Annotated in this window: 24 protein-coding genes and 2 pseudogenes; 18 read left to right on the forward strand and 8 right to left on the reverse strand. The window is 64.7% G+C overall.

The window, feature by feature from the left end:
• Positions 1-94 precede the first annotated feature (94 nt).
• The 4 genes and pseudogenes from IPN92_01020 to IPN92_01035 all read left to right on the forward strand — a co-directional run bounded on the left by IPN92_01020 (position 95) and on the right by IPN92_01035 (position 2,022).
• The gene (locus IPN92_01020) at positions 95-478 is read left to right on the forward strand and encodes a hypothetical protein (protein ID MBK8636902.1); all 384 of its coding nucleotides are present in this window, start codon (positions 95-97) and stop codon (positions 476-478) included.
• Entirely contained in the window at positions 454-801 is a 348-nt protein-coding gene (locus IPN92_01025) for a transposase (GenBank protein MBK8636903.1), read from the forward strand. The genes IPN92_01020 and IPN92_01025 overlap by 25 nt, the downstream gene beginning before the upstream one ends.
• A 722-nt stretch (positions 802-1,523) precedes the next feature.
• Positions 1,524-1,771: pseudogene (locus tag IPN92_01030) on the forward strand (DUF4160 domain-containing protein).
• Positions 1,772-1,773: 2 nt separating this feature from the next.
• Complete coding sequence (locus IPN92_01035) at positions 1,774-2,022, forward strand: DUF2442 domain-containing protein (protein MBK8636904.1); 249 nt, start codon at positions 1,774-1,776, stop codon at positions 2,020-2,022.
• Between the two features lie 223 nt (positions 2,023-2,245).
• On the opposite strand, the pseudogene IPN92_01040 reads toward IPN92_01035, so the two are convergent.
• A pseudogene (locus tag IPN92_01040) lies at positions 2,246-2,458 on the reverse strand (IS5/IS1182 family transposase).
• Positions 2,459-2,881: 423 nt separating this feature from the next.
• Here IPN92_01040 and IPN92_01045 point away from each other — a divergent pair.
• Positions 2,882-6,760, forward strand: a complete 3,879-nt coding sequence (locus tag IPN92_01045; GenBank protein MBK8636905.1) for a PAS domain S-box protein — start codon at positions 2,882-2,884, stop codon at positions 6,758-6,760.
• A gap of 93 nt (positions 6,761-6,853) precedes the next feature.
• Here the strand turns inward: IPN92_01045 and IPN92_01050 are convergent, their stop codons facing one another.
• Both IPN92_01050 and IPN92_01055 read right to left on the reverse strand, forming a co-directional pair.
• Complete coding sequence (locus tag IPN92_01050; GenBank protein ID MBK8636906.1) at positions 6,854-7,018, reverse strand: DUF3987 domain-containing protein; 165 nt, start codon at positions 7,016-7,018, stop codon at positions 6,854-6,856.
• A 153-nt stretch (positions 7,019-7,171) separates the two neighbouring features.
• Positions 7,172-8,038 carry a YicC family protein gene (locus IPN92_01055; GenBank protein MBK8636907.1) on the reverse strand — a complete coding sequence of 289 codons (867 nt, stop codon included), beginning with the start codon at positions 8,036-8,038 and terminating at the stop codon, positions 7,172-7,174.
• Between the two features lie 146 nt (positions 8,039-8,184).
• On the opposite strand from IPN92_01055, the gene rph reads away from it, so the two are divergent.
• From rph to IPN92_01095, 8 genes are all read left to right on the forward strand, one after another.
• Complete coding sequence (rph, locus tag IPN92_01060) at positions 8,185-8,901, forward strand: ribonuclease PH (protein MBK8636908.1); 717 nt, start codon at positions 8,185-8,187, stop codon at positions 8,899-8,901.
• Positions 8,902-9,000: 99 nt separating this feature from the next.
• Complete coding sequence (locus tag IPN92_01065) at positions 9,001-10,206, forward strand: ammonium transporter (GenBank protein ID MBK8636909.1); 1,206 nt, start codon at positions 9,001-9,003, stop codon at positions 10,204-10,206.
• 32 nt (positions 10,207-10,238) lie between these two features.
• A complete protein-coding gene (rdgB, locus tag IPN92_01070; protein ID MBK8636910.1) occupies positions 10,239-10,853 on the forward strand; it encodes an RdgB/HAM1 family non-canonical purine NTP pyrophosphatase in 615 nt (204 codons plus the stop codon).
• Positions 10,854-10,878: 25 nt separating this feature from the next.
• Positions 10,879-11,577, forward strand: a complete 699-nt coding sequence (locus tag IPN92_01075) for a YggS family pyridoxal phosphate-dependent enzyme (protein MBK8636911.1) — start codon at positions 10,879-10,881, stop codon at positions 11,575-11,577.
• A 60-nt stretch (positions 11,578-11,637) separates the two neighbouring features.
• The gene (locus IPN92_01080) at positions 11,638-12,468 is read left to right on the forward strand and encodes a pyrroline-5-carboxylate reductase (protein ID MBK8636912.1); all 831 of its coding nucleotides are present in this window, start codon (positions 11,638-11,640) and stop codon (positions 12,466-12,468) included.
• Complete coding sequence (locus IPN92_01085; protein MBK8636913.1) at positions 12,465-13,040, forward strand: YggT family protein; 576 nt, start codon at positions 12,465-12,467, stop codon at positions 13,038-13,040. The genes IPN92_01080 and IPN92_01085 overlap by 4 nt, the downstream gene beginning before the upstream one ends.
• 12 nt (positions 13,041-13,052) lie before the next feature.
• On the forward strand, positions 13,053-13,367 hold the full coding sequence (locus IPN92_01090; protein ID MBK8636914.1) for a YggU family protein: 315 nt from the start codon (positions 13,053-13,055) through the stop codon (positions 13,365-13,367).
• Positions 13,368-13,453: 86 nt separating this feature from the next.
• The gene (locus tag IPN92_01095; protein ID MBK8636915.1) at positions 13,454-13,900 is read left to right on the forward strand and encodes a DUF4426 domain-containing protein; all 447 of its coding nucleotides are present in this window, start codon (positions 13,454-13,456) and stop codon (positions 13,898-13,900) included.
• Between the two features lie 42 nt (positions 13,901-13,942).
• Here IPN92_01095 and IPN92_01100 read toward each other — a convergent pair whose 3' ends face one another.
• On the reverse strand, positions 13,943-14,623 hold the full coding sequence (locus IPN92_01100) for a sulfite exporter TauE/SafE family protein (protein ID MBK8636916.1): 681 nt from the start codon (positions 14,621-14,623) through the stop codon (positions 13,943-13,945).
• A 92-nt stretch (positions 14,624-14,715) separates the two neighbouring features.
• On the opposite strand from IPN92_01100, the gene pyrE reads away from it, so the two are divergent.
• Genes pyrE through IPN92_01115 form a run of 3 tightly spaced genes read left to right on the forward strand, consistent with a single transcriptional unit; the run spans position 14,716 to position 16,411 of the window.
• The gene (pyrE, locus tag IPN92_01105) at positions 14,716-15,369 is read left to right on the forward strand and encodes an orotate phosphoribosyltransferase (GenBank protein MBK8636917.1); all 654 of its coding nucleotides are present in this window, start codon (positions 14,716-14,718) and stop codon (positions 15,367-15,369) included.
• Between the two features lie 20 nt (positions 15,370-15,389).
• Positions 15,390-16,268, forward strand: coding sequence for a DUF4124 domain-containing protein (locus IPN92_01110; protein ID MBK8636918.1), 879 nt, complete (start codon positions 15,390-15,392; stop codon positions 16,266-16,268).
• The gene (locus IPN92_01115; protein MBK8636919.1) at positions 16,262-16,411 is read left to right on the forward strand and encodes a hypothetical protein; all 150 of its coding nucleotides are present in this window, start codon (positions 16,262-16,264) and stop codon (positions 16,409-16,411) included. Before IPN92_01110 ends, IPN92_01115 begins: the two co-directional genes overlap by 7 nt.
• Positions 16,412-16,422: 11 nt before the next feature.
• On the opposite strand, the gene argB is transcribed toward IPN92_01115, so the two are convergent.
• The 4 genes from argB to coaBC all read right to left on the reverse strand — a co-directional run bounded on the left by argB (position 16,423) and on the right by coaBC (position 19,462).
• Positions 16,423-17,319: an acetylglutamate kinase gene (gene argB, locus IPN92_01120; GenBank protein MBK8636920.1), complete on the reverse strand. Its 897-nt coding sequence runs from the start codon at positions 17,317-17,319 to the stop codon at positions 16,423-16,425.
• Positions 17,320-17,395: 76 nt separating this feature from the next.
• Complete coding sequence (locus IPN92_01125) at positions 17,396-17,818, reverse strand: hypothetical protein (protein ID MBK8636921.1); 423 nt, start codon at positions 17,816-17,818, stop codon at positions 17,396-17,398.
• Between the two features lie 20 nt (positions 17,819-17,838).
• Positions 17,839-18,297: a dUTP diphosphatase gene (gene dut, locus IPN92_01130; GenBank protein ID MBK8636922.1), complete on the reverse strand. Its 459-nt coding sequence runs from the start codon at positions 18,295-18,297 to the stop codon at positions 17,839-17,841.
• A complete protein-coding gene (coaBC, locus tag IPN92_01135) occupies positions 18,266-19,462 on the reverse strand; it encodes a bifunctional phosphopantothenoylcysteine decarboxylase/phosphopantothenate--cysteine ligase CoaBC (GenBank protein ID MBK8636923.1) in 1,197 nt (398 codons plus the stop codon). The genes dut and coaBC overlap by 32 nt, the downstream gene beginning before the upstream one ends.
• A gap of 182 nt (positions 19,463-19,644) precedes the next feature.
• Between coaBC and radC the strand changes: the two genes are divergently transcribed.
• Positions 19,645-20,319, forward strand: a complete 675-nt coding sequence (radC, locus tag IPN92_01140; GenBank protein MBK8636924.1) for a DNA repair protein RadC — start codon at positions 19,645-19,647, stop codon at positions 20,317-20,319.
• 380 nt (positions 20,320-20,699) lie between these two features.
• Entirely contained in the window at positions 20,700-21,626 is a 927-nt protein-coding gene (locus IPN92_01145) for a DUF3883 domain-containing protein (GenBank protein ID MBK8636925.1), read from the forward strand.
• Positions 21,627-21,750: the final 124 nt, after the last annotated feature.

Here is a 21,750-nt window from a genome sequence, read left to right on the forward strand (position 1 = left end):
AAGATCTTTAGCGCTACCCGCGAGGCCCAAGCCGTGATCGTGACCATGCAGGGCGCGCGAGGGCGCGCGCGCCCCCTTGTTGCCTGGGTATCGGATGAAATACTTGGATGGTAACTGCCTGGCCGCCAGCGAGCATCGCCTGAAGCCGTTGCGCGCGACGGCCGCCGGCCCCTTGCCGGGCAAATCACGGGTGGTCTTCGATCCACAACTGGCTATGGCGATTGATGTCTTTCCCGGTGCGGATGGTCATACCCAAGAACGGGCCTTATTAGACCAAGTCATCCCCACCGTCACCCCTGGCGATGTGTGGGTGGCGGATCGCCATTTTTGCGTCTCACGCTTGCTGTTCAAGATCCACCGGCAACCGGCGTTTTTTATCATCCGCCAGCATGCCAATCTCGCGACTAACCCCTTGGAGAAAATCAAGTTTAGTGGCGCGTCGGCGACGGCGATGTGTATGAGCAAACCGTGCAATTGACATCAGCCAGCGGCGAGACGTGGACCCTGCGCCGGGTGACGGTGAAGCTGAAGGCCAAGACCCGTAACGGCGATACCGCACTCACTCTTTTACCGAATTTGCCGTCAACGGCGGCCGCCGCCATCACGATTACCGCCTTGTATCGGACGCGCTGGGGCATCGAAACGGCCTTTCAAAAGCTGGAAAGCTATCTCAACTCGGAAATGAAACGCTGGGTTGCCCGCAGGCGGCGCTGTTTGGTTTTTGGCACTCGTCGCGTTCAATCTCTACGCCGTGGTGATGGCGGCGTTACGCGCCGCTCATCCCACGCTGGACATCGATAACACGGTGTCGGCCTACTATCTGGCGCAGGAAATTGCCACCACGATGACCGGTCTGGAGATCGCGGTGTCCGCAGCGGTGGGCGCCCTTCGCCCAGGCCAGCACGGAGCAGTTGGCGGGTATTTTACTCCTGCTGGCGCAACACGTGGATCTGCGTAAACTACGAAAGACCACGCGGGGACCGAAGTCGCCGCCGACACCACGCACCGAGTTCAAAGGTAAACCGCACATCTCGACCGCCAGGTTGCTTGCTGCCTCCGGGTCGAATTCAAAATGACACCTTAAAAGGGCTGCTCAATATAGATCGTTGTTTATCTGAACATACACACGAAATCTTCGGTGCCAAAGTAGTTTGCAGTGCTAACCGGAGATTCATACTGCATTGGCAAGGAAGCAACCAAGATCACTGGATATTAGAAGTCTTCTTTGCCAGAGGCTTCAGAGAGTATTACCCAGGCCTATCGTGTGGCCGCAATACTCTGCGTTCCACTAAAGATATTCGCAGCGTTCGTCTTCACTGGAGCAATAGCGGACGAGAAGAATTCGACCGTTGGCTTGTGACAGAGAGGGCGGAGAACCAAAGCAAGGGGGAATGGAGTGAGTACAAGGCCTAACAATCTGTTGCAGCGCACCCGCGCCACGAGGCGACTTGGTGTTTTCAGGTTTCGTGGGGTGGCGCGGGGCGCTGAACGTGGCCGCTAGGGAACAAAATGAGATCACTTCAATGCCCGAAATAGCTCGGTTCTACGGGATCATTATCAAGATTTTCTTTAGGATCATCCACCGCCCCATTTTCATGCCGTCTACGGCGAACACATTGCCCTGTTCAACATTGAGACGCTGGAAATGATCGAAGGTGATCTTCCGGTCAGGGCAAAGAAACTCGTAGTTGAGTGAGCCTCAGCGTACCAGTTCGAACTCAAGAGCATGTGGGAGACGCAAGAGTTCAGGAAGTTGCCACCACTCCAGTAGCCATGAACATTCCAAGAATTCAAAGTGCCGCACCAATAGACGGTCACATTCTCATCGTAACTTTCACGAACGGTAAGCGTAAGAAATACGATGTCAACCGGCTTACCACCAGGGAATCATTCGCACCACTAAGAATCGAAGCGTTTTTCAAGAACGTAACTGTCGAGCCAGGCGGTTACGCGGTCTCGTGGAACGCGGAAATTGATATTAGCGAGTATGAGTTGTGGCAAAACGGGGAAGAAATGCCCTAGCGCATAAGGACAACGCGTGTGAGCGAAGCGAACCACGCGTTGTCCTTGTGGTTGGACAAGCCCGGCGGATTGGTACGGAGCCTGTAAGAGGAGATATCTTTTTGCCGACCATCCCCCGGGAGGCGATCCCGGAGAGGGTGGTGGGAGAGCAACCGGAGCAGGGCTCCATCCGGCCAATGTTGGCTGGAATTGCGTCAAGAACGCCTGACCTTGGGCTGGGGCGGGAGTACAGCCACAAGGTAAACAGGATCTCCGGGGCCATCGCCGTGCGCCCGCTGCGCCCTGCCACCGCGCGGATGCCGGCATAGATCCGGCTCAAGTCCGCCCGCTCGACGTAGTCCCACACCCGCCGTGCCCGGTGCCCTTCGGGCAACAGCGACTCCAGATCGCTCGGGCGTAGCTCAACTTGGGTGCGATTGGGCATCAACACCCGTGCCACGCCGAGTGCCGGGACCTTGGCCGGTAGGGTCGCCCCTTCAAAGTCAGGAGCGTCGCCAAACAGGGTGCCTTGAGGTTCGTCCGCCATCGCTAGGATCACCATCGTATTTCAGTGGGGCCATGATACCTGGGCTCCACTGCCGACCTCCTCGGCCGAGAGGTTTTTTCACAGCCTCTCAGGAGTTGTTCGTATCCGACTCCGCAGTTCTGCGGGGCAGGCCCCTGGAAGCGCCGCCGTCGGGGCTAGGGTCGGGGTCCGACCCTGTCCCGTAAGCTCTTGATGGGCAAGCTTTGTGAGGCTGTTGCATAATGCCCCTTCAAATTTGGGCCGAGGTGCTTTGGGGTGTTCCGGACCCATGGCCATACGGCGCCGCCGGGGCGGCAAAGGGCGCCCGGCAGAACTTGGGGGGTGCGGGTTGACATGAATGATCGGTACGCGGCGGAGGACATCTCCGAGCCCAAGTGCCCGGGGCCCGCTCAGGCCCTGGCCGAGGCCAACCAGCGCCTGGCGGCCCACCTGGACAACTCGCCGCTGGCGGTGGTCGAGTTCGACCGCGAGTTCCGCATCACCCGCTGGTCGGAGGCCGCCGTGCGCCTGTTCGGCTGGACCGCCGCCGAGGTGCTGGGTCTGGCCGTTGCCGAACTGCGCTGGGTCCACGACGAAGACGTAGAGGGCACCCGCCAGTTGATGGCGGACATGCTTTCTGGCCAACGCCCGCGCAACCGGCATGTCAATCGCAACTACCGCAAAGACGGCAGCATCCTGCACTGCGAGTGGTACAACTCCGCCATCTACGACGGCCAGGGCCGGCTGTCGTCCATTCTTGCCCAGGCGCTGGACATCACCGAGCGCAAACGGGTGGAGGAGGCGCTGCGCGACAGCGAGCAGCGGCTGCGCCTGGCCCTGGACGCCGCCTATGCGATTTCCTTCGAGTGGGACATCCAGCGCAACGAGGTGCGCCGCCACGTCTCCACCACCCCGGCCCTGGAGGCGACGCCGGAGCAGGCCCCGAGCACCTTCGAGGCGGTGTGCGAGGTGGTCCACCCCCAGGACCGCTGGCGCTTCGTGGCCGATGTGCAGGAGGCCATCGAGCGCGAGGACGGGCGCTACGAGAGCGAGTTCCGGGTCATAGACCCGGACGGCAAGGTGGTCTGGCTGTTCGAGCGCGGCCGGGTGGAGCGCGACGACCAGGGCCGCCCCGCGCGGCTGCTGGGCCTGTCCCAGGACGTCACCGCGCACAGGCAGGCCGAGCACGCCCTGTACGCCAGCGAGCAACGCCTGGCCGGGATCGTCGGCTCGGCCATGGACGCCATCATCGCGGTGGACGCGGAGCAACGTATCCGCGTGTTCAACGCCGCCGCCGAGGGGATATTCCGGCTCGGCGCCCCGCAGGCCCTGGGCCAGCCCCTGGCGGCGCTGATCCCCGAGCGTTTCCGCGAGGTCCACGCGGGCCATGTGCGGCACTTCGCCCAGTCCGCCACCACCCCGCGGCGCATGGGTGCCCTGGGGACCCTGGGGACCCTGTGGGGGCTGCGCGCCGACGGAGAGGAATTCCCCTGCGAGGCGTCCATCTCCCAGATCGAGGTCGCCGGCGATACGGTCTTCACCGTCATCCTGCGCGACATCACGGCGCGTCTGGCCGCCGAGGCCGAGCTGCGCGACGGCCGGGAGCGCCTGGAGCTGGCCCTGGAGGCGGCCCAGGCCGGGTACTGGGACTGGGACCTGGCCACCGGGCGGGCCTCCTGCGCGGCGGAATGTTATGCCATCTGGGGCGTGACGCCGGGCACCGAGGACCTGGCCCAATGGCTGCAGGCGGTCCACCCCGAGGATATCGGTTGGGTGAGTGCCGCCTGGTGGCAGGCCGGTGCTGCCGGGGGGGACCTCAATCTGGAATACCGCATCGAGCACCCGCAGCGCGGCACCCGATGGCTGGCGGTGCGCGGTCGGGCCCTCCGCGATGAGACCGGGCGAGCGGTACGCATCAGCGGGCTCAGCCTCGACATCACCGAACGGCGCCAGACCCTGGAGGCCCTGCGCAAGAGCCAGGAGCAACTGCGCGCCCTGATCGAGCAGGCCCCGGTGTCTATCGCCATGTTCGATCGGCGCATGGACTACATCGCCGCCAGCCGCCGCTGGGTCGCCGACTACGGCCGCGGCCGGACCGATCTGGTGGGCGTGAACCACTACGACATCAACCCCGACCTGCCCGAGGCGTGGAAGCGCGTCCACCGCGAGGCCATGGGGGGGGCCTTCCTCAAGAACGACGATGACCTCTGGACCCAGGCCGACGGCAGTCGCCACTGGCTGCGCTGGGCGGTGCAACCCTGGACGGACGAGGCCGGGGCCATCGGCGGCATCATTATGTCCGGTGAGGACATCACCGACCGCAAACTGGCCGAGGAGGCCCTGCGCGACAGCCAGGCGGACCTCAACCGCGCCCAGGCCGTAGGGCGCATCGGCAGTTGGCGCCTGGACGTGCGCCGCAACGAGCTGACCTGGTCGGCGGAGAACCATCGCATCTTCGGCATCCCCCAGGGTACGCCCCTGACCTACGAGACCTTCCTCGCCACCATCCACCCGGACGACCGCGCCTATGTAGACCGCAAGTGGCAGGCCGGCCTGAGTGGGGAGCCCTATGACGTCGAGCACCGCCTGCTCGTCGATGGGCGGGTGACCTGGGTGCGGGAGCGTGCCGCCCTGGAGTGCGACCCCGACGGCAATCTGCTGGGCGGCTTCGGCACCACCCAGGACATCACCGAGCTCAAGGCGGCCGAGGAACGGCTGCGCCTGCAACTGAACCTCACCCATGCCATCACCACCTGCGCGGCCGGGGCCATCTTCGTCACCGACGGGGAGGGGCGCACCACCTTCGCCAACGTCGAGGTCGAGCGGCTGTTCGGCTTCGCCAGGGACGAGCTGATGGGCCGGGTGCTGCACGACTGCATCCACCACCACCACCCGGACGGCCGTCCTTACCCCTTCGCGGACTGCCCCAATTGCCGCATCTACGGCCTGGGGGAGACGGTGCGCGACCATGAGGCGGTGTTCTTCCGCAAGGACGGCACGCCGGTCACGGTGATGTGCGCCAATTCCGCCCTGGAGGTGGACGGGGAACAGATGGGCGCGGTCATGGTGGCCCACGACATCACCGGGCTCAAGCACTCCGAGGAGGCCCTGCGCGAGGCCGACAGGCGCAAGGACGAGTTCCTCGCCACCCTGGCCCACGAGTTGCGCAACCCGCTGGCGCCGATCCGCAGCGCGGTGGAGATCCTCAAGCTCAAGGTCCCGGACGATCCGACCTTGGAGGCGGTCCAGGGCATGATCGACCGGCAGTTGCGCCACCTGGTGCGGCTGGTGGACGACCTGCTGGATGTGAGCCGCATCACCCGCGGGCGCTTGCAGTTGCGCCGCGAGCGGGTGGCCCTGGCGGAGGTCCTGGAGCAGGCCCTGGAGGCGTCGCGCCCCCATGTGGAGTGCGCCGGGCATGACCTCAGCGTGGCCCTGCCGCCCGCGCCGGTGTACCTGGACGCGGACCCGATGCGCCTGGCCCAGGTGTTCCTGAACCTGATCCACAACGCCTGCAAATACACCAACCCGGGCGGGCAGATTCGGGTGAGCGCCGAAATGGACGGCCCGGAGGTGGTGGTGACCGTGGCCGACACGGGCATTGGCGTGCCGCCGGAAGACCTGGTGCGCCTGTTCGAGATGTTCGCCCAACTGGGCCCGACCGGCGAACGGGCCCAGGGCGGGCTCGGCATCGGCCTGTCCCTGGCCCGCGGCCTGGTGGAGATGCACGGCGGCAGCATCGAGGCCCGCAGCGAGGGCCCCGGCAAGGGGACCCAACTCGTGGTGCGGCTGCCCACCCTGCACGGGGGTTCGGCGGCACAGCCCGCCCCCACCCCGGCCGCGGCGGTACAGCCGGCGGCCGCGCGGCGTGTCCTGGTGGTGGACGACCACCGGGACGTGGTCGAGTCCCTGGCCCTGCTGCTGCGCGCCACGGGCTACCAGGTGGAGATCGCCCGCGATGGCCTGGAGGCGATCGAGGTGGCGGGGCGCTACCGGCCGGACCTGGTGCTGCTGGACATCGGCATGCCCAAGCTGGACGGCTATGCCACCTGCCGGCGCATCCGGGAACACCCCTGGGGCCGCGACATGACCATCGTCGCCCTGACCGGCTGGGGCCAGGAGGACGACCAGCGCCGCACCCGGGAGGCCGGTTTCGACGGCCACCTGGTCAAGCCCCTGGACCCAAGGGCCCTGTTCGACCTGTTCAGCGACCCGAGCGCCCCAAAAGGCTGAGGCCCTGGGTGGCGGCCAGCGGCCTGCCCGGACCGGGCCTTTCTCGGCTTCCCAGCCTTCCTGGGCGGCCCGGTACTCTTTGGCTAAGGGGATTTAGGTCTCGCGCTGCTCCTGCTCCCACTGTCTGATTGGCCCCAGGAAGCGGTCATCGGTTGCAGACTTGCGCTCGCCAGATTCCGCAATGGTGAGCATGAAGAGTGAACTGGGGCCGGTAAGCTGCGAGGCGCAGCGGACGTCCGCGAGGGCTTGGGTGACCAAGGCCAGGGTGGCGAGAATGTCGCGATGGTCGCGACCGCCCGGAGGTCGGGCGGCTGGGAAAGTTTTGGGGTTTAGTTCACCTGCCGCGGTTTGGGTCCCTTTAGGGGGAATGTTGGCGACCAAGGATAGGGAAGGCTTGCACCAGACTAATATTCACTCCAGATTTTGGATCTGCTCGCGCATCTGCTCGATCAGGACCTTCATGTCCACGGCTAACCGGGTGACGACCAGATCGGAGGATTTGGAGCCCAGGGTATTAGCCTCGCGGTTGAGCTCCTGCATCAGGAAGTCGAGGCGGCGGCCGACGGGTTTGTCGGTGGCGACCACGGCGCGCACTTCCTGGACATGGGCCTTGAGCCGGTCCATCTCCTCGTCCACGTCGAGACGCTGGGCGAGGAGGGCGAGTTCCTGTTCCAGGCGATTGGGGTCGAGTTCGGCGCGGACCTCCTCAAGGCGGTCGAGGATGCGGCGGCGGACCTCTTCCATGACCTGGGGCATGCGCTCCCGGACGCTGACGACGCAATCCAGCAGGCGCTCACAGCGGTCGCGGACCAGAGTGGCCAAGCGCTCGCCTTCGCGGGCGCGGGTAGCCACCAGGACCTCCAGAGTCTGGTCGAGCAAGGTCAGGGCCTGGGCCTGCACCGGCCCGAGATCCGGCCGCTGTTCCGCCAGGACTCCGGGCCAGCGCAGCAGATCAAAGGCCTCGGCCGCCGGGGGCCGGCCGAGCCGCTCCGCGACTTCCGCGCCCGCCGCCAGCAACAACTCCAGATAGCGATGGTTGATGCGCAGTTCGCCGATGGCCGCGGCCGAGGGGGCGAAGCGCAGACTGCAATCCACCTTGCCCCGGTCCAGGCGGGCGGAAATCCGCTCGCGCACCCCCGTCTCCAGGGTGCGCAGGTCCTCGGGCAGACGCACGAAGGTTTCAAGGAAGCGGTGATTCACGGAGCGCAGCTCCCAGGTCAGCTCTCCCTGCTCCCCGGCGTGGGTCTCGCGGGCAAAGGCGGTCATACTCTTGGACATGGCGGCGTGCGGCTCCCCGGCGTGGCTGTCAGACGATGGATAAAGGCTTAGGCCCCATGATACCCCCGAGCCAGGCATTTGACCTGCACCGCCCCACCATCGAAGATGCGGGCCTTTCCCTTCTGACCCGTTACCGAGCAACCGCCATGCGTCCTTCCCTGCGCCGCCCCGATCAGATGCGCGTCCTGCGCTTTACCCGGGGTTTTACCCGTCATGCCGAGGGCTCGGTCCTGGCCGAGTTCGGCGACACCCGGGTGCTGTGCACCGCCAGTCTCGAGGAGCGGGTGCCGCCCTTTCTCAAGGGCAAGGGCAGCGGCTGGATCACCGCGGAGTACGGCATGCTGCCGCGCTCCACCAACGAGCGTATGCAACGCGAGGCGGCCCGGGGCAAGCAGGGGGGACGCACCCTGGAGATCCAGCGTCTGATTGGGCGCTCCCTGCGCGCGGCGGTGGACCTCAAGGCCCTGGGCGAGCTCACCCTGACCCTCGACTGCGACGTGCTGCAGGCCGACGGCGGTACCCGCACCGCCGCCATCAGCGGCGCCTGGGTGGCCCTGCGCGATGCGGTGCAAAAGCTCATGGACGCCGGCAAGCTCGCGCGCAATCCCCTGACCGCCCAGATTGGCGCCGTCTCCGTCGGCATCTATCAAGGCCTGCCCGTCCTCGACCTGGATTATGCCGAGGATTGCACCGCCCACACCGATATGAACGTGGTCATGGATGGTGAAGGCCGCTTCATCGAGGTCCAGGGCACGGCGGAGGGGGCGACCTTTTCCCGGGCCGAGATGAATGCCCTGCTGGACCTGGCCGAGGGCGGTATCCGGGACATCCTCGACGCCCAGCGCGACGCCCACCTGGCCTGACCGCCGGGCTCCCGCCCGGACCCATCCTCGCCGGCACGATTCCTGCAATAACCTCGCACTCATTTTGCACGACACCACTTTGCACCGAGGTAGCTTTCCATGGAGACAGTGAAGACCGGCGGGGACGTCCTTTTCATCCTGATCGGCGCCGTCATGGTGCTCGCCATGCACGCGGGCTTTGCCTTTCTGGAGTTAGGGACGGTCCGGGCCAAGAATCAGGTCAATGCCCTGGCGAAGATCATGAGCGACTTTGCCGTCTCGACCATCGCCTATTTCTTCGTCGGCTACTGGATCGCCTACGGGGTCAATTTCTTCTCGGACGCGGCGACGCTTCAGGACCAGCATGGCTACGCCCTGGTCAAGTTCTTCTTTCTCCTAACCTTTGCCGCCGCGATCCCGGCCATCGTCTCGGGCGGTATCGCCGAGCGTGCCCGCTTTAACCCCCAGTTGCTCGCCTCCCTGCTGATCGTCGGGCTCCTCTATCCCTTCTTCGAGGGCCTGGTCTGGAATGGCAACCTGGGGATGCAGTCGCTGATCGAGCAACTCTTCGGTGCACCATTTCATGACTTCGCCGGCTCCATCGTGGTGCATGCCGTGGGCGGCTGGATCGGTCTCGCCGCCGTTTTGCTGCTGGGACCCCGGCAAGGGCGTTATCGCTCCGATGGCGGTATGACCGGCCACCCGCCCTCCTCCATCCCCTTCCTGTCGATCGGTGCCTGGACCCTCACCGTGGGCTGGTTCGGCTTCAACGTCATGTCCGCCCAGACGGTGGAGGCGGTCAGCGGACTGGTTGCCGTGAACTCCCTGATGGCCATGGTCGGCGGCATCCTGGCGGCCCTGGTCGCCGGCAGGAATGACCCGGGCTTCCTGCACAACGGTCCACTGGCCGGTCTGGTGGCGGTGTGCGCCGGCTCGGACCTGATGCACCCCATTGGGGCCTTGGTGACCGGGGCCGTGGCCGGCGGGCTCTTTGTCTATGCCTTTACCCTGACCCAGAATCGCTGGCGCATCGACGACGTGCTGGGCGTCTGGCCCCTGCACGGGCTCTGTGGGCTCTGGGGTGGCATCGCTGCCGGTATCTTCGGGCTCCAGGCCCTGGGCGGGGGCGGCGGCGTGACTTTCGGCAGCCAACTGGCGGGCAGCCTGGCTGGGGTGGTGATCGCCTTCGGCGGCGGTTTCCTCATCTATGGCGGCATCAAGGCGATGATGGGCCTGCGGCTGAGTGAGGAGGACGAGTACCTGGGCGCCGATCTCAGTATCCATAAAATCACGGCGCAACCGGATTACAATCGCGGCGAGGTTTGACCTAGATTCAAATTCAGCCGGAGAAGCCCGCAATGCTCAAGACCCACCATGGGGAGTCCATCGTCCTGGCCAGCAACAACGCGGGCAAGGTGCGCGAGATCAACGCCCTGCTCGCCGCCGAGGACATCCATGTCATCCCCCAGGAAGAACTGGGGGTGGCCGAGGCGGAGGAGACGGGTCTGAGCTTCGTCGAGAATGCCATTCTCAAGGCGCGCAACGCCGCCGCCCATAGCGGGCTGGCGGCCATCGCCGACGACTCCGGTATCGAGGTCGATGCCCTGAAGGGAGCTCCGGGCATCTATTCCGCCCGTTTCGCGGGACGCGGGGCCTCGGACCTGGACAACCTCAACCAGTTGCTCGAAGCCATGAAGGGGGTGCCGACGGAGGAGCGCACCGCCCGCTTCCAGTGCCTCATGGTCTATCTGCGCCACGCCGAGGACCCGACCCCGGTGATCTGTCAGGGCACCTGGGAGGGCCTCATCCTGGAGGCGCCTTGCGGCGAGAACGGCTTCGGTTACGACCCCATCTTTTTTGTCCCCACCGAGGGTTGCAGTTCCGCCGAACTGGACCCCGTCACCAAGAACCGCCTCAGCCATCGCGGCCAGGCCCTGGCCAAGCTGGTGCGCTACCTCAAGACCGAGGGCTGAGCCACCCTCCTCCCCGGAGCCGAGCATGCCCCTTGCCGCCGACCCTTCCCTCGCCGCCCGCCTGGCCGCGGTGCAACACCAGATCAAAGCCGCCGAGAGCCGTTTTGGTCGCGAACCCGGCAGCGTCGTCCTCCTGGCGGTCAGCAAGCGGCAAAACGCCGGGGCGATCCGCGCGGCCCAGGCCGCCGGTCAGCGGGCCTTCGGTGAAAACTACCTCCAGGAGGCCCTCGCCAAGATGGCGGACCTGGCGGATCTGCCCCTGGAGTGGCATTTCATTGGCGAGATCCAGGCCAACAAGACCCGCCAGATCGCCGAGCATTTCCGTTGGGTTCATGGCCTGGACGATGCCCACCACGCCGAACGGCTATCCCGCCAGCGCCCGCCCGGGCTGCCGCCGCTCAAGACCTGCCTGCAGATCAACCTGAGCGGCGAGGCGACCAAGAATGGTGTCCCTCCGGAGGAAGCCGCCGCCTTGCTCGCCGCCTGCCGTAAACTGCCGGGTCTGGAAGTGGTCGGCCTGATGGGCATGCCTGCCCCGGCGGTGGGCGAAGCCGCGCAGCGTCAGCCCTTTCTCGCACTGCGCCAGTTGCGGGATCGTCTGGCCAGCCCGGACTGCCCCCTCCCGGAGCTTTCCATGGGGATGTCCGATGACCTGGAGGCCGCAATCGCGGAGGGGGCGACCCTGGTGCGCATCGGCACGGCCATTTTTGGGGCAAGAACCTAACCCAAGGCGAAACTTGGTCTAGAATCCTCGTCCAGGTCCCAACTCAGGAATTGAAGTGACATGACACGAGAGACAATCGCCTTCATCGGGGGCGGCAACATGGCGGGCAGCCTGATCGCCGGATTGGTCAGCGATGGCTACGACCCGGCCAATCTCATCGTCAGCGAGCCCGACGCGGACAAACGGGAGCAGCTTACGCGCCACTATGGGGTGCGGGTTACCCAGGACAACGCGACGGCGCAGGGCGCGGCGGACGTGGTGCTGCTGTGCGTCAAGCCCCAGATGGCCCATGCCGTCTGCTCCGACCTGGGTCTGGCCGTCACCACCAAGGTCCCCCTCTATATCTCGGTGATGGCGGGCATCCGCGAGGCCAGCATCCAGGCCTGGCTGGGGGGGCCACGCCCCCTGGTGCGCACCATGCCCAATACCCCGGCCATGATTCAGGCCGGCGCCATCGTCCTGCACGCCAGCCCCGAGGTCAGCCCAGGGCAACGCAACCGTGCCGAGACCATCATGCGGGCCGGGGGCCTCACCCGCTGGGTGGATGAAGAGGACCTGCTGGATGCGGTCACCGCCGTCTCCGGCAGCGGCCCGGCCTATTTTTTCCTGCTCATGGAGGAACTGGAGAAGGTGGCCGTGGAGTTGGGCCTGGACGCCGAGAGCGCCCGGCTCCTGACCATCCAGACCGCCCTGGGCGCCGCCCGGATGGCCATGGAAAGCAGTCTCGATCCCAGGGAGTTGCGCGAACGCGTGACCTCGCCCGGCGGCACCACCGAATGCGCCCTCAAGGTGCTGATGGAAGGTGATTTTTCTAACCTGGTTGCCCGGGCCGTGCGCGCCGCCCAAGCCCGCTCCCAGGAACTCTCCACTCTGCTGGCAACACATCCATGACTGGCAACTATCTCACCAACCCCCTGATATTTCTCATCCAGACCCTGGGTGGGCTCTATGCCTTCGTGGCCATGCTCCGCTTTCTGCTGCAACTGACCAAGGCGGACTTCTACAACCCGATTTCCCAGTTCGTGGTCAAGGTGACCAGCCCGGTACTCATGCCCCTGCGCCGCTTCATCCCCGGCTTCCGGGGGATGGATATTTCCTCCCTGGTCCTGGCCTGGCTGGTCCAGACCGCCGTGCTCTTTCTGGTGGGTATCCTGGCGGGCCTGGGGCTGGCCTCGATCGGCGCCGTCATCTGGTCCATCCCGGCCCTGGTGGAACTGACGATCGACGTCTTCATCTACGCCATCATCATTCGTGTCGTCCTGAGTTGGGTCAATCCGGGTTCCGCTAATCCCATAGCCATCCTCATCGACAGGCTGACGGACCCCATCATGGCGCCGGTGCAGCAGCGCCTGCCGACCATCGGCGGCCTGGACCTCTCGCCCATCGCCGTCACCATTGGCCTGGTCCTGCTGCAGATGTTACTGATACCGCCCCTGAAGCTGCTCACCGGCAGCCCCTTCTAGGTGACAGGGGGGGTGACGGCACCGGCGGACACCCCCTCCTGGCATCGCTGGGAGGGCGAGGATCTGCTGCTGAGCCTGCGGGTCCAGCCCCGGGCCAGCGCCGATGCCATCGGTGAAGTCGCCGGCGATCACCTCAAGATCCGCCTCACGGCACCGCCCGTGGAAGGTAAGGCCAACGCCCATCTGCGTCGCTTCCTGGCCAAGCTGTTCGCCGTTCCCCCGTCCCGGGTGACGCTGGTCAGTGGCGAACAGGCCCGGCTCAAGCGAGTGCGTATCCAGGCACCCGGGCGGCTTCCCGACTTTATGCCGCCGCACCGACGGGAATAGGGGCCATTACCCTTTCAAACCCGCCGCCCTGCTACCAAATAGAGGGGCTAGTCGGGTCGCAAGAACTTTGTTGCAGAGGAATCACCATGAAACGTACTTCCATTCTTGGCCTGTTATGTGCCGCCGCCCTGGCCTTGCCCTCCTGGGCCAGCGCCGAAAACAGCACCACCGCGGATGGTTTCACCATTCACCACAACGCCTTCTCCGCGGACACCCTGACGCCGGAGATCGCCAAGGCCTATGGTCTGCAGCGCAGCAAATTCCGCGGCCTGCTCAATGTCAGTGTGATCAAGGAGGTCCCGGATACCACCGGCACCCCGGTCCCGGCGCAACTGCAGGCCGAAATCCTGCTGCTTACTGGCCAGAAATCCCCCCTGGTGATGCGCGAGATCCGCGAGGGCAGCGCCATCTACTACATTGGCGAGTTTCCCGTCCAAAACGGCCAGACCATCGACTTCGCCATCGAGGTCAAGCCCCAAGGCAACGACAAGGCCGTGCGTATCCGCATGGATCAGGACTTCTTTACGGAATGACCGCCGGGGGATGAGGCCCTTCCTTCCCTGCCGGCTGGAGCTTCAAATCAGGAACAACTGCCAGAGGGCATGAAGCCCGAATCCCAACACCAGGCCGCCGGCCAGGCGCCGCAACCACACCTGTTCCGAGAAGCGTGCCGCCGCCCCGGCGAGCATGCCCAGGCTCAGCAGGGTGGGCATTGTGCCGAGGCCAAAGGCCAGCATTAACAGGCCGCCTTGGGCGGCGCTCCCAGCGGACAGGGCCCAGATCAGAACGCTATAAACCAGTCCGCAGGGGATCCAGGCCCAGACGAAGCCGACTCCCAGGGCCTGGCCCAGGGAGCGAATCGGCAGGAGCCGGCGCCCCAGGGGCTCGACCCGCCGCCACAGCCCCGACCCCAGCCCTTCGAGCCGCGCCAAGCCTGGCCACCAACCCGCCAGGAAGAGCCCCAGCAGGATCATAAAGATCGCCGCCAGCAGATAGAGGGCGCGCTGCAGCGGCAGGACGGCGATGGCCGCCTGGCCAATCCCGCCCATCAAGGCCCCGGCTACCCCATAGCCAGCGATGCGGCCAAGATTGTAGGTTAATTGATAGGGAAAAAGGCGCGGGGCACTGGAGCGCACCCCGACGGGCAGCCCCAGGGTCAGGGTGCCGACAATACCGCCGCACATGCCGACGCAATGCACGCCCCCCAGCAGGCCCACCAGAAAGGCCGCCAGGATTTGTTCCAGACCGCTCAGCATTAAACTGCTCCTCCTCTGCCGCGCCCCATCGCAACCGACCCGGGCAAATGTGTATCATAGCCCCGCCAGCCCCAACGTCCGGAAGAAGAGAGATGCAGGATTACCAGCGCGATTTCCTTCGCTTCGCCCTCGACCTGGGGGTACTCAAATTTGGTGACTTTACCCTCAAATCCGGACGCCAGAGCCCTTACTTTTTCAACGCCGGCCTCTTCAACACCGGCTCGGCTCTGGCTCAGCTCGGGGGCTTCTACGCCGCCGCCCTGCAGGCCTCGGGGCTTGCTTGCGATCTCCTCTATGGCCCGGCCTATAAAGGCATACCCCTGGCGGCCGCCACCGCCATCGCCCTGGCGGCCCAGTATGGCCGCGACCTGCCCTATGCCTTCAATCGCAAGGAGTCCAAGGACCACGGCGAGGGCGGCATCATCGTCGGTCACCCCCTGCGGGGCCAGGTGCTCATCATCGACGACGTCATCACCGCCGGGACCTCGGTGCGCGAGTCCATCGACATCATCCAGGCCCAGGGCGCCCGGCCCGCCGGTGTCCTCATCGCCCTGGACCGCCAGGAACGCGGCCAGCACCAGAGCTCCGCCGTCCAGGAGGTGCGCGAGCACTTTGGCATTCCCGTCGTCAGCATCGCCACCCTGGCGGACCTGGTGGCCTTTTTGGAGGAATCGCCAGCGGGGGCATCCATTACCCCCGCCACCCTGGCGGCGGTGCGCGACTACCGGTCCCGCTACGGCGTCTGAGGAGCCAGAAGCTGGCCGACGTGATCCCCGCCCGCGTCCCGCGCGCCCTGATCCTCATCCTCATCCTTTTACTGGTGGGTTGCCTGGTTCCGCCCGTCCAGGCGGCCCTCTATCGCTGGATCGACGAGGAGGGATATGTCCACTACGCGGACGTAATTCCTCCCGCCTCGGTGCGCCAGGGCCACACGGAACTGCGCAAGGATGGCATCCCCATCCACACCGTACCCCCGGCCCGGACTCCGGAACAGATCAGGGCCGATGAGAAGCTGGCGCGCCTGCGCGCCGGGCAGGAACGCATCCTCGACCAGCAAAGGACGGCGGATCGCGGCCTGCTCCATACCTTTCCCTCGGAAAATGAATTGATTGGCGCCAACGCCAATCAGATCGCCGCCATTGAGACCATGATCCAGGTCACCTATAACAACATCCGCCGCCAGGAGGCCTGGCTCGCGGGCCTGCGCACCTCTGCCGGCAATATCGAGCGCACCGGCAAGCCCGTGCCCGAGGAATTCACCATCAGCTCCCGCAAGACCGAGCGGTCGATCCAGCGCGCCCTGGCCAGCATCACCGCTCGCGAGGCACAGAAGGCCGCCATCCAGGCCCGTCTCGACCGGGATCTCGGCCGCTATCGCCAATTCAGCGTCTCCGGCCGCTCCTCGGCCCTGAGTACCAAAAAACGCCACGTCGATCGCTACAGCACCGTCCCCTGTCGCACCAAGGCCGCCTGCGACCCCTTGTGGAACCAGGCCCTCGATTATCTGGCCGGCCGCCGGAAACTGGAGATCCAGGTCGGGGATTCGGAAGACCTCTTCATCGCGGCCCTACGCCTTGACCGCCCGTCCGAACCCATCACCATCAGCACCCCGCCGCCCCAGGACGCGAGGCCGATCTGGTGCTGACCCGGGTACCCGACGACAAGGGGCCCGCCGCCACCCTCTTCCTGGAATTGCGCTGCGAGGCCGCCGCCCTGGGTACCCCGCATTGCCTGCGGCCGGATCTGCTGCACGCGATCCAGGGTTTCGGGGAGGCCTTGATTAAATAGGCATCCGCCGGTCAGCGGCGCCGAATAAGGGTGCCAACACCTTCATTGGTGAAGAGATCCAGCAGCAGGGCGTGTTCGACCCGGCCGTCGAGGATATGGGCCGTGCGCACCCCCGCCTGCACCGCGTCCACGGCGCACTGGATCTTGGGCAACATGCCTCCATGGATGACGCCGGTGCGCACCATCTCGTCGAGGCGGCTCACCTCCAGGTCCACAACCAGTTGGCCAGCGGAATCCAGCAGGCCCGGCGTGTTGGTCAGCAGCATCAACTTCTCGGCCTTGAGAAACTCCGCCACCTTGCCGGCCACCAGGTCGGCGTTGATGTTATAGGAGCGGCCATCCTTGCCCACGCCAATAGGGGCTATGACCGGGATGAAGTCGCCCTTGACGAGCATATCCACCACCCGGACGTCGATGCTCTCCACCTCGCCAACATGGCCGATATCGATGATCTCCGGCTCCTTGAGCTCGGGGGCATCGCGCCGCAGGAACATTTTACGGGCCCGGATCAGATCGCCATCCTTACCGGTCAGACCCACCGCCCGCCCGCCGTGACGATTGATAAGATTAACGATTTCCTTGTTCACCTGGCCCCCGAGGACCATCTCGACCACGTCCATGGTCTCCGTATCGGTCACCCGCATGCCCTGAATAAATTCGCTGGTGATACCCAATCGCTTGAGCAGATCGCCGATCTGGGGTCCGCCACCGTGGACGATGACCGGATTGATGCCCACCAGCTTCATGAGGACCACGTCCCGCGCGAAGCCTTCCTTGAGGGTCTGCTCGACCATGGCGTTGCCACCATACTTGATGACGATGGTCTTGCCCTGGAAACGCTGGATATAGGGCAAGGCCTCGACCAGGACATGGGCGATATTGCGGGCGCGCTCAAGGACGATAGTCATGGGGATTCCTGGAAAAGGGTCGATAAAGATGAGGACAGCGCTGTGGCGCCACCCGGCGCCGCAACGGGGAGTGGGCTCAAGGGATCGGCGGCGCGGGCCCCTCGGCTAACACCGGCAGGATGGCACCCAGTTCCAGATCCGGATCCGGATCCACCGGCGCGCACCCCGCCGACGACGACGCGGCGGGAGGGCTCGCGGCAGAGTGCTGCTCCGCCTGGGCCCGCAGGCGTACCGCCGCCAGGCCGATGAGCAGGGGCCGGATGGCGTCCATCAGGGGTTGGGCCTCCGCCAGGCGACAATAGATGTAGTTGCGGGCCTGCATGGCGGCGAAACCATTCTCCCGTTCGACCCAGACATAGAGGCCGATCAGGTAAGCCACCAGGATCAGGGGGGCCAGGGCGAAAAGATAGGAGAGCCAGAATTGATGGAAACCCGAGGCGCCCTTCGCGCCTGGCTCACCGGCCGCGCCATTATTCTTCAGCACCCGACCCTGACCCATGACCCGCTCTCCAACCTGTATCAGTCGCTGCCCGTGTGTCCAAAACCGCCGGTGCCGCGCTCGGAGGTGGTGAAGGAATCCACCAGCTCAAAGTCCGCCTGTAGCACGGGCACCAGCACCAGTTGCGCGATACGCTCGCCCACGGCGATATGAAAGGCCTCCTGGCCCCGGTTCCAGCAGGACACCAGCAGCTCGCCCTGATAGTCCGAGTCGATGAGCCCCACCAGATTGCCAAGGACAATGCCATGCTTATGACCCAGCCCGGAACGCGGCAGAATCATGGCCGCGACCCCCCGCTCGCCGATATGGATCGCCAGGCCGGTGGGCAGCAACTCGGTTGCCCCCGGCGCCAGGTCCAGGGGTTGTTCCAGCATGGCCCGCAGGTCCAGACCCGCGGAACCCGGGGTCGCGTATTCCGGTAGTGGAAAGTCCCAGCCCAGCCGGGGGTCAAGCACCTTGAGTTGCAACGTGTGCCGCATAAGCCTCCGCGATCAGATCCGTCAGCGCCTCGGCCAGGTGGGCCTTGGGCATCAAGGGTAAGTGGTCCAGGCGCCCGTCCCGCCGGATGACGGTGAGGGCATTATCCTCGCGCTCGAAGCCGCCCGTGGCCCCGCCAACCTGATTGGCGGCGATCATGTCCAGACCCTTGGCCTGGAGCTTGGCCCGGGCCTGTTCCTCCACCCGCTCGGTCTCGGCCGCGAAGCCGACCGTAAAGGGGGGGTCCGGACGAGCCGCAACCTCGGAGAGAATATCCGGATTGCGCACCAGGCGCAGGGTCAATTCCTGCTGGCCCTTTTTGATTTTTTGCGGAGCCGGGTCCGCCACCCGGTAGTCGGCCACCGCCGCCGCCGCGACGAAGATGTCCTGATCCGCTATACGCGCCATCACCGCCGCCTGCATCTCCAGGGCCGATTCGACCTGGACCCGCTCCAGACCGACCGGGGCCGCCAGAGCGGTGGGGCCGCTGACCAGCACCACCTGGGCACCCCGCGCCGCCAGGGCCTGGGCCAGGGCATAGCCCATGCGCCCGGAGCTGCGGTTGCCGACATAGCGCACCGGGTCCAGGGCCTCCCGCGTCGGCCCGGCGGTCACCAGGACGCGGCAACCCGCGAGGGGGCTGGCCTGCTGGGGTCCCATCAGCGCCGCGACCAATTCCCCCGGCTCCAGCATGCGGCCCGGCCCCACCTCGCCGCAGGCCTGAGCCCCCGCGGCAGGTCCGAGGATCCGGACGCCGCGTTCGGCCAGGAGTCGGGCATTGGCCTGGGTCGCCGGGTGCCGCCACATCTGCTGATTCATGGCCGGGGCCAGAACCAGTGGTGCCTGGGTGGCCAGGGCCAGGGTGGTGAGCAGATCATCCGCCAGGCCCGCCGCCAGGCGCGCCATGAGATCGGCGGTGGCCGGAGCCACCAGAACCAGATCGGCCCAGCGCGCCAGTTCGATATGATCCATGCCCGCCTCGGCGGTCGGATCCAGGAGATCCAGGCGGACGGCATTACCGGAAAGGGCCTGAAAAGTCAGAGGTCCAACAAAGGCCTGGGCGGCCCGGGTCATGACCACCCGCACCTCGGCACCCTCGGCGCGCAGGCGACGCGTCAACTCCGCCGCCTTGTAAGCCGCGATGCCGCCGCTTACCCCGAGCAGCACATGCCTGAAAGCCAGTGGATTCACGCGACCTGGGAGGGACCTGAACGAGAGAGGAGAAAGCGAAATTGTACTGCATTCCCGCCACCAGACCCTAAGTCGGCCCCAGGCCCATCTCCAGCATTGCTTGCGGCCGCCTACCGGTACGCGTAGATTCCCGCAAAAGCCATCAGGGGAAGAGCCGCATGAAAATTCTGGAATTACCGAAGGACGAGCGCCCGCGTGAAAAGCTGCTGGCGCGTGGCGCCGGGGCCTTGACCGACGCGGAACTCTTGGCGATCTTCCTCCGCACCGGCATACCCGGCAAGAGCGCCATTGACCTGGCCCGCGACCTGCTGGCGGATCTCGACGGCTTGCGTGGCCTCTTCTCCGCCGATCAGAAACGCCTCTGTAAAAACAAGGGCCTCGGCCCGGCCAAGTATGTCCAGCTCCAGGCGGTGCTGGAGATGAGCCGCCGTTACCTGGCCGCCGAGATGAACCGGGGCGACCCCCTGACCAGCCCGGAGGCCACCCGCGCCTTCATCAAAAGCAAGCTCTACCACTATCCCCACGAAGTCTTCGCCTGCCTCTTCCTCGATAACCGCCACCAGGTCCTGAGATACGAGGAACTCTTCAATGGCACCATCGATGGCGCCAGCGTCCACCCCCGCGAGGTGGTGCGCCGCGCCCTCGAACTCGGCGCCGCCGCCGTCATCTTCGCCCACAACCACCCTTCCGGCGTCACCGAACCCAGCCAGGCCGACCTGCGCATTACCCAGCGCCTCAAGGATGCCCTGGCCCTGATGGATATCCGCGTCCTGGATCACATTATCGTCGGCGATGGGCAGGGGATTTCTTTTGCCGAGCGGGGATTGCTGTGAGGGTGAGCAGTTGTTGGGTATCAATAGCTTCTACAAGGAGCAGATGGTGTTCTGGAATCCTATTAAGAATCTGTAGGCTATAGCAGTCGGCTCTACGAGGAGCGGCTAGCGACACTAAAAGGAGCCGGGGACACGGGGCGGGTGCAGGAGCTGTAAGGGGGCTGGGAGACCGAGGCAAAAGCTATGGGAGCTTCGCTACCCCGATGTGGTAGCCTTGGGTGTGGAATCCCGAGTGGCAGTACCTGAACCCCCTTAACCTGAGCACTATACTCGGGTATCTACATGTAGATACCTTGGAGAAGGACAGCTGCGCCGTCCATTGTATATTAGCCCTCACAAATCGAAATCTCCGCGCCCGACGCCACTTACTGAGAACCAACATGCACACACGAATTGCACTTGTGAAAACCGGCTGGTCTGACGAGTATCAAGGAGAGCAGGTTCTAGGGCGATATGCGCACATCACTGAGTTTGATGAGGCGCATGAACGCTTCAATTTCCAAAAAGCTGCGGACGGACGCTTCTATGGCTATCTTCCACCAATTGGCCCGAAAAAGCGCGCGCCTCAGCCAAAGAATCCAGATGGTTGGCTATTACTTTTCGTATCGGCACGAAACGGCAATGGTCCACTTACGGTCGTAGGTTGGTACGAAGATGCGACGCTTCATTCTGAATACAAAGACAGACCAGAGTACGACACTGAGGCAGACTTTGAAACAGATGTTAACGGCGCAAAATTTGGCTATTGCATCAGCGCGGGTATGGCGCACCTAATTCCGGTAGGAAGTCGGACACAGACAATATCGGGGAACCACTTCAAGAGATCACCAGTTCTCTACGTTCGCGGCAACGGCAAAAACGAATATTGGCGGCAAGAGCTTGCTACATTGGCCGAGGAATTGGTCAGCAATCCACCTTCGGATACAGATTGTGCCCCGCCAATGATTGCTTTTCCTGACCCAGAGCACAGAAAGAAGGTGGAACTTGCAGCGATCGATGCTGCGAAGCGATACCTGTCCAAAGAAAACAAGGTGACTGATCGCCAAAAACACAATTGCGGGTACGATCTGCTGGCACGTCATCGAAAGACTGGTGATGAACTCCACGTTGAGGTAAAAGGCACGAGCGGTCAGGCCATGCACTTTTACATGACGCGCGGAGAGTATCGCTACATGCCAACACCGCAGTGGCGACTGATAGTCGTAACTCAAGCACTTATCAAGCCAAAATTGGTTCTTTTCACCTACAAAGAAGTGAAGAAGGCATTCGATCTTGAATCATTTGCCTGGGAAGCTACGGCACGGTGAGGGCTGGTAGTGCCCCAATTGGTAGGACAGCGGCTAGCTGAATCCTTTTTTATCAGCCTGTTATGTAATATGCGTCCTAAGCATTGGCAGGCGTTGCTGCATAAAAACTAGCCAGGCGGAGATC

The sequence above is a fragment of the Chromatiaceae bacterium genome (assembly GCA_016714645.1).
Lineage (GTDB): Bacteria > Pseudomonadota > Gammaproteobacteria > Chromatiales > Chromatiaceae > M0108.

Coding starts and splice junctions, on each gene's coding strand:
- rdgB (MBK8636910.1), top strand. CDS start 10,239: ATGCTCAAGACCCACCATGGGGAGTCCATCGTCCTGGCCAGCAACAAC.
- dut (MBK8636922.1), bottom strand. CDS start 18,297: ATGCGGCACACGTTGCAACTCAAGGTGCTTGACCCCCGGCTGGGCTGG.
- IPN92_01080 (MBK8636912.1), top strand. CDS start 11,638: ATGACACGAGAGACAATCGCCTTCATCGGGGGCGGCAACATGGCGGGC.
- IPN92_01085 (MBK8636913.1), top strand. CDS start 12,465: ATGACTGGCAACTATCTCACCAACCCCCTGATATTTCTCATCCAGACC.
- IPN92_01145 (MBK8636925.1), top strand. CDS start 20,700: ATGCACACACGAATTGCACTTGTGAAAACCGGCTGGTCTGACGAGTAT.
- IPN92_01095 (MBK8636915.1), top strand. CDS start 13,454: ATGAAACGTACTTCCATTCTTGGCCTGTTATGTGCCGCCGCCCTGGCC.
- pyrE (MBK8636917.1), top strand. CDS start 14,716: ATGCAGGATTACCAGCGCGATTTCCTTCGCTTCGCCCTCGACCTGGGG.
- IPN92_01020 (MBK8636902.1), top strand. CDS start 95: ATGAAATACTTGGATGGTAACTGCCTGGCCGCCAGCGAGCATCGCCTG.
- IPN92_01065 (MBK8636909.1), top strand. CDS start 9,001: ATGGAGACAGTGAAGACCGGCGGGGACGTCCTTTTCATCCTGATCGGC.
- argB (MBK8636920.1), bottom strand. CDS start 17,319: ATGACTATCGTCCTTGAGCGCGCCCGCAATATCGCCCATGTCCTGGTC.
- radC (MBK8636924.1), top strand. CDS start 19,645: ATGAAAATTCTGGAATTACCGAAGGACGAGCGCCCGCGTGAAAAGCTG.
- IPN92_01045 (MBK8636905.1), top strand. CDS start 2,882: ATGAATGATCGGTACGCGGCGGAGGACATCTCCGAGCCCAAGTGCCCG.
- IPN92_01125 (MBK8636921.1), bottom strand. CDS start 17,818: ATGGGTCAGGGTCGGGTGCTGAAGAATAATGGCGCGGCCGGTGAGCCA.
- IPN92_01035 (MBK8636904.1), top strand. CDS start 1,774: ATGAACATTCCAAGAATTCAAAGTGCCGCACCAATAGACGGTCACATT.
- IPN92_01075 (MBK8636911.1), top strand. CDS start 10,879: ATGCCCCTTGCCGCCGACCCTTCCCTCGCCGCCCGCCTGGCCGCGGTG.
- rph (MBK8636908.1), top strand. CDS start 8,185: ATGCGTCCTTCCCTGCGCCGCCCCGATCAGATGCGCGTCCTGCGCTTT.
- IPN92_01100 (MBK8636916.1), bottom strand. CDS start 14,623: ATGCTGAGCGGTCTGGAACAAATCCTGGCGGCCTTTCTGGTGGGCCTG.
- IPN92_01055 (MBK8636907.1), bottom strand. CDS start 8,038: ATGTCCAAGAGTATGACCGCCTTTGCCCGCGAGACCCACGCCGGGGAG.